At 35.8% G+C, this 14,402-nt stretch carries 12 protein-coding genes and 1 other RNA gene; 7 read left to right on the plus strand and 6 right to left on the minus strand.

Features of this window, described 5'->3' with window-relative positions; all coding sequences use genetic code 11:
* Positions 1 to 122: 122 nt before the first annotated feature.
* Positions 123 to 313: non-coding RNA, 6S RNA (ssrS, locus tag ACKVQX_RS10465), on the minus strand.
* A gap of 48 nt (positions 314 to 361) precedes the next feature.
* On the minus strand, positions 362 to 994 hold the full coding sequence (locus ACKVQX_RS10470) for an HD domain-containing protein (RefSeq protein ID WP_068456413.1): 633 nt from the start codon (positions 992 to 994) through the stop codon (positions 362 to 364).
* 267 nt (positions 995 to 1,261) lie between these two features.
* Between ACKVQX_RS10470 and ACKVQX_RS10475 the strand changes: the two genes are divergently transcribed.
* Positions 1,262 to 1,591: a hypothetical protein gene (locus ACKVQX_RS10475; protein ID WP_231726959.1), complete on the plus strand. Its 330-nt coding sequence runs from the start codon at positions 1,262 to 1,264 to the stop codon at positions 1,589 to 1,591.
* Between the two features lie 144 nt (positions 1,592 to 1,735).
* On the opposite strand, the gene ACKVQX_RS10480 is transcribed toward ACKVQX_RS10475, so the two are convergent.
* Positions 1,736 to 2,386, minus strand: a complete 651-nt coding sequence (locus ACKVQX_RS10480) for an HAD family phosphatase (RefSeq protein WP_068456408.1) — start codon at positions 2,384 to 2,386, stop codon at positions 1,736 to 1,738.
* A 121-nt stretch (positions 2,387 to 2,507) separates the two neighbouring features.
* Between ACKVQX_RS10480 and ACKVQX_RS10485 the strand changes: the two genes are divergently transcribed.
* Positions 2,508 to 2,732: a hypothetical protein gene (locus ACKVQX_RS10485; RefSeq protein ID WP_087680944.1), complete on the plus strand. Its 225-nt coding sequence runs from the start codon at positions 2,508 to 2,510 to the stop codon at positions 2,730 to 2,732.
* A 90-nt stretch (positions 2,733 to 2,822) separates the two neighbouring features.
* Here ACKVQX_RS10485 and ACKVQX_RS10490 read toward each other — a convergent pair whose 3' ends face one another.
* Together ACKVQX_RS10490 and ACKVQX_RS10495 are read right to left on the minus strand one after the other, a co-directional pair.
* Complete coding sequence (locus ACKVQX_RS10490; protein WP_409136293.1) at positions 2,823 to 3,629, minus strand: Cof-type HAD-IIB family hydrolase; 807 nt, start codon at positions 3,627 to 3,629, stop codon at positions 2,823 to 2,825.
* A 13-nt stretch (positions 3,630 to 3,642) separates the two neighbouring features.
* Complete coding sequence (locus tag ACKVQX_RS10495) at positions 3,643 to 5,640, minus strand: penicillin-binding transpeptidase domain-containing protein (RefSeq protein WP_409136294.1); 1,998 nt, start codon at positions 5,638 to 5,640, stop codon at positions 3,643 to 3,645.
* Positions 5,641 to 5,951: 311 nt separating this feature from the next.
* On the opposite strand from ACKVQX_RS10495, the gene ACKVQX_RS10500 reads away from it, so the two are divergent.
* The 4 genes from ACKVQX_RS10500 (at position 5,952) to nhaC (ending at position 11,940) form a co-directional block, all read left to right on the plus strand.
* The gene (locus ACKVQX_RS10500) at positions 5,952 to 6,347 is read left to right on the plus strand and encodes a helix-turn-helix domain-containing protein (RefSeq protein ID WP_231726958.1); all 396 of its coding nucleotides are present in this window, start codon (positions 5,952 to 5,954) and stop codon (positions 6,345 to 6,347) included.
* 202 nt (positions 6,348 to 6,549) lie between these two features.
* Positions 6,550 to 9,135 carry a bifunctional lysylphosphatidylglycerol flippase/synthetase MprF gene (gene mprF / locus ACKVQX_RS10505; RefSeq protein WP_368634301.1) on the plus strand — a complete coding sequence of 862 codons (2,586 nt, stop codon included), beginning with the start codon at positions 6,550 to 6,552 and terminating at the stop codon, positions 9,133 to 9,135.
* Between the two features lie 18 nt (positions 9,136 to 9,153).
* Positions 9,154 to 10,263, plus strand: a complete 1,110-nt coding sequence (locus tag ACKVQX_RS10510; RefSeq protein ID WP_325943480.1) for an amidohydrolase — start codon at positions 9,154 to 9,156, stop codon at positions 10,261 to 10,263.
* 237 nt (positions 10,264 to 10,500) lie between these two features.
* Complete coding sequence (gene nhaC, locus ACKVQX_RS10515) at positions 10,501 to 11,940, plus strand: Na+/H+ antiporter NhaC (protein WP_068456388.1); 1,440 nt, start codon at positions 10,501 to 10,503, stop codon at positions 11,938 to 11,940.
* A 47-nt stretch (positions 11,941 to 11,987) separates the two neighbouring features.
* On the opposite strand, the gene ACKVQX_RS10520 is transcribed toward nhaC, so the two are convergent.
* Positions 11,988 to 13,205, minus strand: a complete 1,218-nt coding sequence (locus tag ACKVQX_RS10520; RefSeq protein ID WP_068456384.1) for an HTH domain-containing protein — start codon at positions 13,203 to 13,205, stop codon at positions 11,988 to 11,990.
* A gap of 77 nt (positions 13,206 to 13,282) precedes the next feature.
* Here ACKVQX_RS10520 and ACKVQX_RS10525 point away from each other — a divergent pair, with 77 nt between their 5' ends.
* Positions 13,283 to 14,395 carry a mandelate racemase/muconate lactonizing enzyme family protein gene (locus tag ACKVQX_RS10525; RefSeq protein WP_068456381.1) on the plus strand — a complete coding sequence of 371 codons (1,113 nt, stop codon included), beginning with the start codon at positions 13,283 to 13,285 and terminating at the stop codon, positions 14,393 to 14,395.
* The last annotated feature ends 7 nt before the right edge of the window (positions 14,396 to 14,402 follow it).

Below are 14,402 nucleotides of genomic sequence, written 5' to 3' on the forward strand. Positions count from 1 at the left end.
TATAGGGAGAAAAATATAATAGAGTACATCTTTAGTATTAACTTTTTTAGTACAGTTGTTAAATGATGAAAAGTGACATAAAAAAGACACCCACCGAAGTGAGTGTCTTTGAAATGTAAAATAGAGAAGCCGCCTTTGCCGTAAGTTGATCATATTGAAAGTTTTAAACCACCACTCCTAAAAGTGGGTGTTCGCAGAGTCGCTCATGTATGTCCTCCTAGCTAAGAGGCTTGCCAGTCCTTACTCAATCTAAAACTCCCTATTACAGCTTAAAGGTTAAAACTTAATACTATTACGAACAATGCAGCTTGTATTAATAATATACGCTAGAATCACGATTCATGCAAACATCTTGTTCGAGTTAAGGTGCTTCTTGAATCGCTTGTTCTGTCAGCTTTATAATATCGATGGTTGTATCTTCTTTCATGACATCTTTTAGCATCGTATTTTTAAAATAGTCTACACTATTAGGTAATGGAAGATTTAAAATTTTCTTGAGTGCAATTTGATACATCTTCACAAATTCAATATCTTTATTCCCGCGTTTTAATTCCGCAAAAGATTCATAGAATTGATCGAGTTTATCGCTTAATTCAAGTAAGCGACCTTCAATGGTTTCGTCCTTACCTTCCTTCATGCGATGTTTAAATGTCGCTTGAAATTCTTTTGGAATTTCTTCCTCTATATAATGTTCCACCATTTTTTCTTCAACAAGTGCAATCATATTTTTTAATTCAGGTGAAGAATGTTTTACGGGTGTTTTAATATCACCGATGAATATCTCACCATAGTCATGGTTGATAGTTTTTTCGTAAAGTGATTTCCAATCAATCGTTGCACCATGCATTTCCTCTAATGTAGCAAAGAACATCGCATATTGAGATACTTTCCAAGAGTGCGCCGCCACGTTATGTTCTTCAAATTTGAAGCGTCCAGGCGCGCGAATAATACGTTCTAAATCATTTAAGCTTGTAAAAAATTTATGAATACCCATTGTGACCTCGCTCCCTTCCTTTCATTTCACTATACCGTATTTTCTTCTAAAAGAATATTGATTTGCAGAACCTTTACATGAGCTTTAGAAATTGAGAAAATAAAGTGGAATGACAGAAGATAAGAGGAGGGCAGAATTGTTTCGGCAATTCTTATGCCAATGTTATATCTGACAATTATTTATATACATGTATTAAGCGCTATTTTGTCGATTGGCCCATTCTTTGTGTTATTTCCTGTATTAAAAAAGATGGAGAAAACATCAAATATGGATATGTTTCGTGCCTATGCACACGCTTTTCAATCTGGAATCACTGTTGTGAAACATGCAGGTCACGTACTAATCGTTTTTGGTTTACTTGCGATGTGGTTAGGTCCTTATAATTGGGATACACCGTGGATTTTAACAACGATGATTTTATTAGTGGCATCAGTTGTTTATTTAGCGCGTGCTTTTAAGCCAACGATGCGTACGCTAGACACGCCACAATTTCAACAGCAAAAGTTCGTACGCAATTTACGACGAGGCGCGATCATCTATACTATCTTACTCTGTATTATGCTGTGGTTAATGGTTACAAAGCCAATCTTATGGTAATGAAAAGAGGATGGGACATAAGTGTAAAAACACCATCCTACATGAGCATAAGAAAAACTGGAATCGCGCTATTGTGCGGTTCCAGTTTTTCGTTGTGAACTCTAAAAAAGGAAAATGAGATGTTCTGTCCCATCCTCTTTATAATTATTTTGTATGAATTGCTAAAATCTGTTCTTTTGCTTCTTCAATTGTTGATAGAATAGTTACTTCTTCTGGAAAATGCCCTGATGACGTTAAGTCATTTGGAACAACGATACAAGGAATTTTTGCAGCTACAGCTGATTTTGCACCATTCTCAGAGTCTTCAATCGCAATGCATTGTTCAGGCTCTAAATTGAGTGCAAAGAGTGCTTCTTCATAAATTTCTGGATGTGGTTTAACATGAACAACATCATCAGCACATCGAATCGCTTCAAAATAATGGGCAATGCTATGTTTATTAATAAATTCTGCAATAAACTTTAATTGGCTACCTGATGCAATTGCCATACGTACACCCTGTTCGTGAAGTGTGCGAAGTAAATCTGTAATACCATCTTTCACAGGTAAATCAACTAAACGTTCATTTACACGTTTTTCGGCAAAAGGTGATAATTCGTCACGTGTAATATGAGCATCTACATGTGTTGTTAAGTAATCATAAAGTGATGTATCTTGTGTACCGATACATGCTTGAAAAACTTCTAAAGGTACTTCATATTCATATCGTTCTTGAATAAGTTCTTGGTAAACGTCAATCCATAATGCTTCTGTATCGACAATTGTTCCATCAAAATCAAAAATGACTGCTTCCATTTTTAATTCCTCCTTTATAAAAAGTGAAAAAACTTTTCAAATAATACTTTTCGAAATATACTGTTAGAAATAGCATAACATAGAATAGTTTCGAACTGTAAAGGAAAGGGGTGCCATCTAATTGGAAAATAAAAAGAAAATGAAACGCTTATCAATCATGAGTATCGTATGTGTATCAATTGTAATGTGTTGTGAGATCGTATTCCACTTAGAGAAGGCACTGGATTTATCAACAATTAAGTATTTTTCATATTTACAAGTAGCTACATATTTCATTGCAGCAATTCCCTTTACATATGCGCTGTTCTTATATATACAAATAAAAAAGCAACAAAACGTGAAATAAAATTTCAGATTGAGTGGTTTTGTTTAGACAATACTACAAAAATCCCTATAGGATCGACCATTGAAAAAGTCATCTTATAGGGATATTTTATTATGGGTTCAAACCATAAATGCCTTGCAAATGTTTTAAAAGACCAAGTTCGTTATTCGTATATTCGGTTACTTCTGTTGCTTGCTCTTGTACCCAGAGAGGCGCATTTTTCATTGCTACAGAGCGACCTGCTTTATGGAATAGTGGTAAATCATTTCCGCCGTCTCCAAAAGCAATTACATCTGTGAAAGATAGGTGATTTTCTTCTAGAATTTTTGCAACACCAGTAGCTTTTGTAATATGGCGACCACTAATATCAATTAAATCAATTGCGGAAAAAGCCGCAGTAAAAGGTAGGATTTTTTCTAAAATACGTAGTTCACCTAAAAAGTCAGCTAATATATCATGATTTTCTTTAAAGAATAGAATCTTTTCAACATCTTTTGTATCAACATCTTTTGTCCATTCGGGTGATGTATAGCCATGTACGGTTAATTCATGTGCGCGATCACGCATAGGCGAAATTTTCGCGGTTGTACGTCCATCGTGATGGTGAATTTCATGATGGATTTCGTGTACGAGTGATAAATCAATGAGTGTTTCTACAGCTTTTGCTTCAATGGATTCGCGATAGATTTCTTTTCCACCAAAGTGTACGTTCATTCCATTTGAATTAATAATGCCGTCAACTTCAAAATCAATTGGAATTGCTAAGCGCATTTCATACATCGTTCGCCCTGTCGCAATACATACTAGAATACCTTTTTTTCGAAGAGCTTGTAAGTAATCTGAGAGTTCAGGATCTACTTTACGGGCATTGTTCAATGTTGTGCCATCTAAATCAAGTACTATCATTTTAGGTTCCATGTTCATCGACTCCTTACTTTTTCGTTTCAATTGACTTTTCAACTTCAGGAACGAGGTCTTTAATCAATTGTGTCGCAGTTTTCCCACTTTTTTTATGATTTTCTACGAGTGATACAATTAAATAATTCTTTTTTTCGGCATTGAATGCAAATACGAAACTATTCTCTATACCCTCTGTACCTTGTTCAAGCTTTAATTCAGCAGTTCCTGTTTTAGCTGCTAATGGTAATTTTAGTGAAGCTAGGTTATGAGCTGTACCATTCGGGTCTTTCACTACTTGTAAAAGAGCTGCATTTACTTGGTCGACTGCTTTTTTGGATACTGCTTCAGAGGTTTTAGATTTTTCATTCACTCGAATATGTGGTTGTACAATTTTTCCGTCATTTGCAAAAGCACTGTATGCGACTGCCTGTTGGATAGGTGACATGAGTAGTTGTCCTTGTCCATAAGCTGTATCAGCTAATAAAATATCACTCTTGAATTGTTTATCCGTTGAAATTTGGGCAGGTGTCATAGCAAAAGGTAGATTGAAATCTTGTCCAAAACCAAATTTTTTTAAACCAGCACGTAATCGATCCTCTCCAAGCTCTAGACCTTCTTGAGCAAAGAAAATATTATCGGAATAAATGAGCGCTTTTTTATAATCTACTTTTTGATTCTCTGTAACGCGTGTAATTTTATAATTCCCCCAAGAACCATCTTTTTGCCATTGTAGCCCATCAATTGTACGTACGCGATTAGCTTTTAATGTTCCCGCATCAAATCCAATTGCTGCTGTAATAGCTTTCATTGTTGAGCCAGGCGCATAACGCTGTGTAAATCGATTTGTGAACGGTCTTTCAGGGTCATTCGCATATTGGTCATACGTTTTTTGCGATAAGCCACGTACCATCTGATTCGGATCAAATGATGGCTTCGAAACTAGCGCCATTAACGCACCGTTTTGTGGCTCCATAATGACAGTAGAACCCGTAGCTTTTTCTAAATCTTCGTATGCACGTTTTTGCATTAAGGCATCGATTGTTAAACGAATTTTTTCACCATTCTTTACCTTACTCTCAAGTAATACCTCTTTTACTTTACCATCTTTATTCACTAAAGAGATACTTCCTCCATCTGTACCACGAAGTTCCTTATCATAAGCTCGTTCTAGCCCTGTTTTTCCAATAATTGCGTCAGAAGAAAGAGCTGGATTCTTTTTAATATCCTCTGCTGTAACCGTTCCTGTGTAACCAATTAAATGAGCTGCCGCTGCACCAAGAGGGTAGTAGCGTGTAGTTGTTGCGGCATATTGTAATCCATCCATCTTTTGAACATCTTCATCAGCTACTATTTTAATAGGAACAAATAAATCATCTTTTACCCATCCTTGCGCTAATTTTTGTTCGACACTCTCTGTTGAAACATCTAAAAATTTCGCGATTTTTTCGATTCTTTTTGTGCGTGTCGAATCATTTCCTAATTCTTTTGGAATGATACCAGCGCGAAATGCTTTTTTATTTGTGGCTAAATCAAAACCATTTACATCTACTAAATCACCACGTATCGCAGTAGTTGTTTGAAATGAGATGCGATCAGTTGGCTTCATATTCGGAAAGATTAAAGATGTTTTCCAATCAATCTGATATGTACCATCTTGTTTGATTAGTTTTGTTGAATATGAAAAAGACGTTGTTTTTCCAATAGCCGTTTCAAATACAGCTTGATAACTCAACTTTTGATCAGATACTTTCATATTTGAAATTTGAATTTTACTTACACCAATTCCTCCAAAAACATTCGTATATTTCTTCACAAAGTCATCTTTTGTATAACCTTGTTGTTTTAAAGAATCTATTGTTACCTGTTTTACAAGCTCTGTATATTTCTTCTTTTCGAAGTTTTGCGTCCATTGTGTTGCTGCTTTTTCCTGTGCTTTTTGATCTTTTTGTTGTATGAAAACATAGATTCCGACAATTGCAAGAATTATAACAGCAAGTACGCTGATGATCATTACTATTTTTTTGTTCATTTTCCCGCCTCCTTCTATTTATTATGAAGGATTCATGCAAAGTTTGCACAAAGAAAGACTACCGTTTTTTAACAAATTGTAAAAAAATAAAAAAATTTATCGAAAAATGCGTGATTTTCTCAAAAAATATATTATAATTCTATTTAAGGAAGAAAAATTGTTTAGTTTAAGAGAATTTCTGTTAAGGATAGATAGGGCAATCATTTTTTAAGTAAAGAGAGCGGACATTCATTATCAAATAATTGAAGTCGTAGCCTCTATTCTGCAACGTCTATTTCTAAAAATAGAAACTCTGGAAAGAGAGGGGAGTAATGATGTTTGATCAATATGCTTTTGGTGAGCAGCTAAAGTTACTAAGGGAGCTTAGCAATCACTCAATGTTGTCTTTGGCAAAAGAAATCGGCACGTCAGCGAGTCGTATTAAAAGTTGGGAGGTTGGTGAGAGCATTCCTTCAGCGAAATGGATTGTTCGATTGAGCCAAGCTTTAAAAATTTCTGCAGACGATTTATTATTAAATATTATGAGTGATGTACCAACACCGCAAAATGATATTGAATATAGCAGAAGAAAGAATGTGTTACTTCGTGATTTGAGTTCCATTTTACCAGAGCTGACGAAGCAGGATTTACTAGAACTTTATACGTTAGCTGAAATGAAAGTAACGGTAAAAAAAGAGATGCCAATTGAAGAAGCCATTCGTGCATAATGAATGATTAAAAAGAGAGGTTACGAGCAAGCGTAATGTCTCTTTTTCTTCGTTTCACGTCTTACATATAAAGGGTATGATATACATAATGTATGTTACCTCGAAAGAAATGGCTGAAAATACTTATAAAATAAAGCACTTTATATTAAAAGATTCGTTATAATTAATAGGATGATAAAAAATATGTAAATGGGGGAGACGGGTGAAAATAAATCGTTCAAAAATCTTTCAATGGATTAAAGTTATTTTACCGATTCTCTTAATGCTTTTTGCGATTCACGAATTGACCAAAATTGTAAGAGAAGCAAATGGAGCTCAAATTGCGCGGCAACTTGGTTCAATTGATGTTCGGACGCTAGCATTAATCGCAGTTGTGCCGCTTTTTTTAGCTTTTCCAATGTTTTTTTATGATTTTTTTATTATGAAAAAACTGAAGTTAAAAATGCCAATCAAAAGGCTTATGAAAGAATCTTTAATAATTAATTCATTTTCAAACTTAATCGGATTTGGTGGCTTAGTAGGTGTACTTTTGCGTACACATTACTTTAAAAAGCCAGACATGGATAATACGACATTCTTTAAAATGATTGCCTCTGTAACGCTCTTTTATTTAGCAGGGATTTCACTATTTGCGGATTTATTATTAATTTTCTTCCGTGATATTCGAATTTTTACAGAGCATCCTTTCTTACTATATGTAGCTGCATTTATCGGTTTATATACACCGTTTTTAATTGTGCGCGCGATTGTTCAGCTACTGCGTAAAAAAATGACGAGACATCAATTGCTAGGCGATGTTGCACTAACATTTGTATCTATTTGTGAGTGGCTAGGTGCTTTCACAATGCTCGTTATTTTAACAAAATTACTTAATATTGATGTGCCTTTAATCGATTTATGGCCGATGTTTGTTATTGCTTCAGCAGCCGGTATTGTCAGTATGATCCCTGGAGGATTAGGCTCTTTTGACTTAGTTTTCATTTGGGGAGCTACGAGTTTAAATATTCCTTCAGAATCTGTATTAGTATTATTACTATTCTATCGTGTTGGATATTATGCAATTCCGTTCTTAGCTGGGTTGGTTCTCTTTATTCGTGATATTTGGCGTTCATTCAATAGAGGTTATAATAGCATTCCAAACTTACTATTAGAACGTACGATGCATATTATTGCGACAGCACTCGTATTTTTAGCTGGTTTAAGTTTATTAATCTCAAGTGTTGCACCGGGTGCAATCGAAAAAATAAAGTATGTGAGAGAACTTACATCATTACCTTTTATTAATGTATCGCATCAAGTATCGGTTATGACAGGCTTTCTACTATTAGCCTTATCAAACGGAATCTCTTATAAGGACCGCCGCACATTTAAAGCAACACTGTTCGTCTTATTATTTGCGGCTGCGCTTTTCATTGTAAAAGGTATTCAATATCGACAAGCACTCTTTATGATTTTTGTAGCGCTATTACTGTACTTTGCACGCAATCGTTTCTATCGTACGAGTTATGTAGAGACATGGGGACGCAGTATTTTCAATACATTCGTTATTACGGTTGTATTACTAAGTTATTTAGTGATTGGTATTATTGTGAAGTCGGATTTACGTCACCACCTTTCCGAACATGTACAAGGGATTATTATTCGTAACCCTGATGACTTATTTAAAAGTGCATTAATTGGATTGATTGTTATTGGGGCAGTAGTTCTGTTTGAACGATGGCAGCGCAATCGAACCCAATTCAAGCGTGTCTATCTAGTTGAAAATCAAGATGGAGTAGCAAAGCATATCGCAAAATATGGTGTGACAGAAGCGCATCATTTTGAACAGCATATGCATCAATGTATTTTTTGGAATAAACAGCGTAATGTTCTGTTCTCTTACCGTATTACTGCAGATAAATTTATTGTGCAAGGCGATTTGATTGGTGATCAAAAGCACTTTAAATCATCGATTGAGGAATTTATTGCCTTTGCAGATTACTATGGTTATACACCTGTATTTTATGAAGTCAGTGATTCATTCATTCCGTATTTATACGGATACGGCTATAACTTTTTTAAACTAGGTGAAGAAGGAAATGTAGAGATTTCAGAAGTTGTTTTAACGCATGAAGAAAAAGAGCAATATAAACAGTTACAAAAAGAAATGCAAGAAGTTGGTTATACATTTGAATGGTTAGAACCGAAATTTTCTGAAACATTTATACGAGAGTTAGCAGAACTTTCAGCTATATGGCAAGGCGATAAAGAACAAATTGGTGAACATTATGTATTTAATGAGAGCTATTTAAATAATGGTCCAATCGTTTTATTACGAAACAAACAACAAGAAATTGTCGCATTTGCAAATTTAACAGAATTAGATGGTCCAAAGCATACGATTGCGATTAGTTTATTGCGTTCGACACAAACAGACATGCCAGCACATGCACTTGATTATTTGTTAGTCTGCTCGTTAATTGCAACGAAGGAAAAAGGTTATCGATATATTAATATTGGAATGGTTTATTTAAAACATGTTGGTGTATCTAAATATGCGGGAATTTCAGAGAAAATTGCAGCTCAGATTTTAGTGAATGCACAAGAATCTGGGAATAAAAAAGACTTACGTTATTTGAAAGAGCAATATGCGAATGAGTGGCGACCAAAATATATTGCCTATCGTAAACGACGCTCGTTACCATTTACGATGCTACAAATTTTAATGTTAATTGGTGATAATAAAATTGCGAGTAAGCGAAATCAACTTATCGCAATGCGAAATTTAAAGAAAAAACAACGAAATTAAGTTTAATGAGGTGCGGTTATGACAGAATTGACAGTAGAACAACAGATTTACGATTGGTTTCGTCATTTTCATGAACATCCAGAAGTAAGTTGGAAAGAGTATGAAACAACAAAAACATTAGCTTCGATTATGGAAGAACTACAAGTGGAGTATCGTTTATTCGGTGATATTCCAGGTTTAGTTGCAGAAATTGGTACAGGAGATGAAATTATCGCTGTTCGTGCAGATATCGATGCCTTGTGGCAAGAAGTAGATGGTGTATGGCGCGCGAATCATTCATGTGGGCACGATGCGAATATCACAATGGTGTTAGGAGCATTAATTCGTTTGCGAAATGAACCATTAACACATCGTGTTCGTTTCATTTTCCAACCTGCAGAGGAACTAGGAAATGGGGCTGTTGCAGCTTATGAACATGGGGCTGTTGACGGTGTATCTCATTTATTCGGTGTTCATCTACGTCCAATTGAAGAATTACCACTTGGTAAAATTGCGCCAGCGATTCACCATGGAGCAGCGTATTTCTTAGAGGGAAGCATCAAAGGTATTGATGCACATGGTGCTCGACCACATCAAGGCAAAAATGCACTGGATGTTGTCATGGCTGTTCATCAAATGCTAAATAGTTTGCACTTTTCACCGTTCGAACCACATTCAGCGAAATTAACCAAAGTAGTTGCTGATGGTGGAAGTACGAATATCATTCCAGGGAGTGCGACGTTTGCGATGGATCTGCGTGCGCAAAGTAATGCTTTATTAGATGATATGAAAACAGCTATCCATAAAGGGTTGCAAGCTATTCAACAACAGTTTGACATCGATTTAGAGTGGCGCTTTTATGATTATACGCCAGGAGCAGAAGTTTCTGAAGAAGCGGCACAGATGGCAAAAGAAGCAATTGTTGAAACGCTAGGTGAAGAATTTTGCACAGAAGCGATCCATACACCGGGAGCGGATGATTTTCATTTTTATACAGTGAAGAAGCCAGAGCTAAAGGCTGCGATGTTAGGTGTAGGAGCGGATTTAGCACCTGGTTTACATCACCCACATATGACATTTGACCAACAGGCTCTAGTAGATGCGTCAAAAGTATTGGCTACATTATTAAAGAAAACACCACGAAAATAAAATACATTTCGACCACTTAATCAAATTGATTAAGTGGTTTTTTATACATTTAAATAAATTTTTATTCGTTTTATTGTATTTGTATTGTTTAGCTATTACAAATAAAAATACTGTCTATGTAATCGTTTTCTTTCTGCTTTGGTGCAAAAATTTTGCATTGACCTCTTTCCACTCACCGGATATTCTTAATTCTAGTGAATGTTTTCATTTTTCAGACAGATAAAGGGGATGAGATGGATGAAAAGAGAAATTAAAGCAAGATGGACGATTTTAACGTTCTTTGTCATGATTACATCGATGGCTGTAGCGGTTGCTGTTTTGGGGACAAGCCCGCACGTACCACTTGTTATTGGTACAGTAACAGCAGCGATTGTGGCGATTGCTCATGGTTTTAAATGGTTAGAAGTAGAAGAAATGATGTATAAGGGGATTAAATTAGCACTTCCAGCGGTTGTCATCATCATGCTTGTTGGTTTTACAATTGGCGCATGGGTTGGTGGCGGTGTCGTTGCGACGATGATTTTTTACGGTTTGAAATTAATCTCACCTGCATGGTTCTTAGTAACAATTCTATTATTATGTGCGATTGTAGCATTAGCAATCGGTAGTTCATGGTCTACAATGGCAACTGTGGGGGTTGCTGGTATGGGTATTGGACTAAGTATGGGTATTCCTGCACCAATGATTGCAGGAGCAGTTATTTCAGGCGCTTATTTCGGTGATAAGATGTCACCATTATCAGATACAACAAATTTAGCTTCTGGTTTAACAGGTACACAATTATTCGATCATATTCGTCACATGCTCTATACGACGATTCCAGGATTAATTATTTCATTAATTGTTTTCGGTATTTTAGGTCGTAAGTTTGCAGATGTGAATATGAACTCTGAAAGTATTTTAACGACATTACGTGTCTTACAAGAGACGTTTTATATCTCACCATGGTTATTAATTGTGCCTGTAGCAGTTATTTTCATGGTAGCCAAGAAAATTCCGGCTATTCCGGCATTACTTGCAGGGATTGTGATGGGTTTCTTATTACAAATTACGGTTCAAGGCGGTTCAACAAAATTTGCACTTGAAACATTACAAAGTGGTTTTGTTTTAGAATCAGGTAATGAATTAGTTGATAAACTATTCAATCAAGGCGGATTAGATGGCATGATGGGTACGGTATCAATGACGATTATCGCGATGACATTTGGTGGTATTTTAGAGTACTCAGGTATGTTGAAATCATTAATTCAAGTCATTATGAAATGGGCAAAATCAACAGGTAGTCTAGTAGCATCTACGATTACAGCTTGTATTTTTACAAATGCGACTTGTTCTGAACAATATATCTCAATTGTCGTACCATCGCGTATGTTTGTAAAAGCTTACCGAGATCGAGGGTTACATTCTAAAAACTTATCACGCGCGTTAGAAGATGGTGGTACTTTAACGTCTGTATTCTTCCCGTGGAATACATGTGGTGTATTCATTTTTGCAACGTTAGGTGTAAGTGCATTTGAATATGCGCCATATGCTATTTTAAACTTTGTTGTACCAATTATTTCGATTATTTATGCTTATGTAGGTTTTGCGATTGTTAAATTAACACCTGAAGAATTAGAAGAAGCAAAACAAAAAGAAATCGAAGAAGAAAAAGCATTAGAACCAAGTGCATTATAAATGTAAAAAAGCAAATCGTCTCTTATTGGCGATTTGCTTTTCCAGTATTAAGAGCCAATCCAAGTGTAAACTGCACGTGGCCTACCTTTTTTGTATGTCATTTCAGAAGAAATAATTGCTAAATAACCATGTTCTAATAGTTTTTTAATCATGCGCTCAGCGGTGCGTCTTGTTACATGTAGGTGATCTGCAACATCTTGTGCAGTAAAGTGCTTTGTATGGCGTTCCTCAATGAATGAACTCATTTTTGAAAGACTGAGTACACTTAATTTTGTACGTTCAGCCATTTCTTTTTGCTTCTCACTATCAAATTTGAGTGGCAAAATCGTTTGATGAGTTGGGTAAGGACCTAATAAACGACTATATTCATCAAGAATGTAGATTTCGTCGGTTTTTGTAAATTGAAGAGCATCTTGTGCATGTTGAAGTGCTTCTGAAATCGACTCACCATAGCCGAAACCCATTTGATACGGTTTTTTAAAATAGGCGAGACAGGCTTTTAACTGTTTTTCATTGTGTAGTAGTTGTTCTAAGTGACCAATTGTTGTGTATAATTCCATACGATGTGTATTTTGCCTTGTATAATTTGCATGGATGGCTTGCGTAAAATGAATGAAAGCAGCCTCATCTTCTGGATGAATTTTTAAGACACCTGCTGTCATACGGTTGGCATTTGATTTTTGCAAAAGAACAGAATCACGCATTTTTTCTAACTTTTGAATGGTTGCAGAAGTCGATTCTTGCATACGCATAACAGGATAACCATTTGCTTTTAACTTTTCATATAATTGGTGTACGCTAGTAATAATCAGTTGTATATGCCCTTCATCGTATAATGTTCGATGACGTTGTTCCACGTCTACTTGTGTTGCATCATGAATATATGGAGGAGTATCAAGCTGATGAATGTCTTGTAAAATAGACGTAACGAATGTTGGTTCAATCACATCAATGGAGATTTGATTGAGCGGAATATGATATTTGGTTATAGCAGCTAATAATGTAGTAGAGATGGTAGCCTCATCTTGTATAAAATGTGTATAAGGAATACGAAGTGAAGGCAACAAAGGTTTCACTTCTAAATACGGTAAAAAGCCACCAATAATAAGTGCATCACATGGTTGTAATTCATGTAGTAATTGTGTTGCTTGTTCCGGTTCTTCATACACATAAAAATCTAGTTGGATATCCGCTATTTTTTGTGCGATACTAGAAATGTATTTTTGATAAGCTTGTGAGCTGATTAATGCCATTCGAATGTGCATGGTCATCTTCCTTTGCTTTTTATTTTCGTTATTTAACGACAACTAAACGACATCTATTATAAAGGAGTTTTTTATCTATGAAAATTAAAGAAATTGAGCTATTTGCTATTAACTTACCATTAATCGATCCATTTATCATCAGCTATGCGACATATGATTCAATCCAATCGATTATCGTGAAAATGACGACAGATGATGGAATTGTTGGATATGGTGAAGCAGTTCCAGATGAACATATTACAGGGGAAACGTGGGAAAGTACATTCCAAGTTTTAAAAAATCATTTAGCACCAGCCGTAATTGGTTTAGATCCACGTCAATTTGAGAAGTTACATGATGTGATGAATCATGTTGTAAAACCAGCACCAGCAGCCAAAGCAGCAATTGATATCGCTTGTTTCGATATTGCAGGAAAGTCGATGAATGTACCTGTGTATCAATTATTAGGTGGCCGTTATCATGAGAAATTCCCGATTACACATGTATTATCAATCGGAGAACCAGAAAAAATGGCTGAAGAAGCAGCTCAGAAGATGGAACTTGGTTATACATCGTTTAAAATGAAGGTCGGAACAGAAGTAGCAAAAGATGTAGCACGTATCAAAGCAGTACGTGAACGCGTAGGTCAAGATATCGCAATTCGTGTTGACGTTAACCAAGGATGGGGTAATGCAGCAACGACATTAAAAGCGCTTCGTGGTATGAAGGATTTAAATATCGATTGGTTAGAACAGCCTGTAGAAGATAATGATATTGACGGTCTAGTTGAGATTAAGGCGAAATCAGATATTACATTGATGATTGATGAAGGTTTACGTAGCGAGCGTGATATGCGTGAAGTCATCGCAAAACGTGCAGCAGATAAAGCGAATATTAAACTAATGAAATGTGGTGGTATTTACCCAGCCATGAAGTTAGCTGTAATGGCTGAAATGGCGGGGATTGAATGTCAAATCGGTTCGATGGTTGAATCATCAGTTGGTTCAGCTGCTGGATTCCACGTAGCTTTCTCAAAAAAAATTATGGGTAGTGTTGAATTAACAGGACCAATTAAATTTTCAAAGGATATCGGAAACTTGAAGTATGATATTCCATTCATTCAATTGAATGAAAAACCTGGACTTGGTGTAGATGTTGACGAAGCAGTTCTTCACGAATTAACAGCATTTTCAGAGAAGATTACAGGGTAAGGGGTAA

This window comes from Kurthia sp. ISK08 (assembly GCF_046159805.1).
Classification (GTDB): Bacteria; Bacillota; Bacilli; order Bacillales_A; family Planococcaceae; genus Kurthia; species Kurthia gibsonii.

Bases quoted from the DNA above. Each gene is read 5' to 3' on its own strand.
- ACKVQX_RS10490 (WP_409136293.1), bottom strand. From the start codon at position 3,629: ATGGAACCTAAAATGATAGTACTTGATTTAGATGGCACAACATTGAAC.
- ACKVQX_RS10475 (WP_231726959.1), top strand. From the start codon at position 1,262: ATGGATATGTTTCGTGCCTATGCACACGCTTTTCAATCTGGAATCACT.
- ACKVQX_RS10495 (WP_409136294.1), bottom strand. From the start codon at position 5,640: ATGAACAAAAAAATAGTAATGATCATCAGCGTACTTGCTGTTATAATT.
- ACKVQX_RS10480 (WP_068456408.1), bottom strand. From the start codon at position 2,386: ATGGAAGCAGTCATTTTTGATTTTGATGGAACAATTGTCGATACAGAA.
- ACKVQX_RS10525 (WP_068456381.1), top strand. From the start codon at position 13,283: ATGAAAATTAAAGAAATTGAGCTATTTGCTATTAACTTACCATTAATC.
- ACKVQX_RS10510 (WP_325943480.1), top strand. From the start codon at position 9,154: ATGACAGAATTGACAGTAGAACAACAGATTTACGATTGGTTTCGTCAT.
- ACKVQX_RS10520 (WP_068456384.1), bottom strand. From the start codon at position 13,205: ATGCACATTCGAATGGCATTAATCAGCTCACAAGCTTATCAAAAATAC.
- ACKVQX_RS10470 (WP_068456413.1), bottom strand. From the start codon at position 994: ATGGGTATTCATAAATTTTTTACAAGCTTAAATGATTTAGAACGTATT.
- nhaC (WP_068456388.1), top strand. From the start codon at position 10,501: ATGAAAAGAGAAATTAAAGCAAGATGGACGATTTTAACGTTCTTTGTC.
- ACKVQX_RS10500 (WP_231726958.1), top strand. From the start codon at position 5,952: ATGATGTTTGATCAATATGCTTTTGGTGAGCAGCTAAAGTTACTAAGG.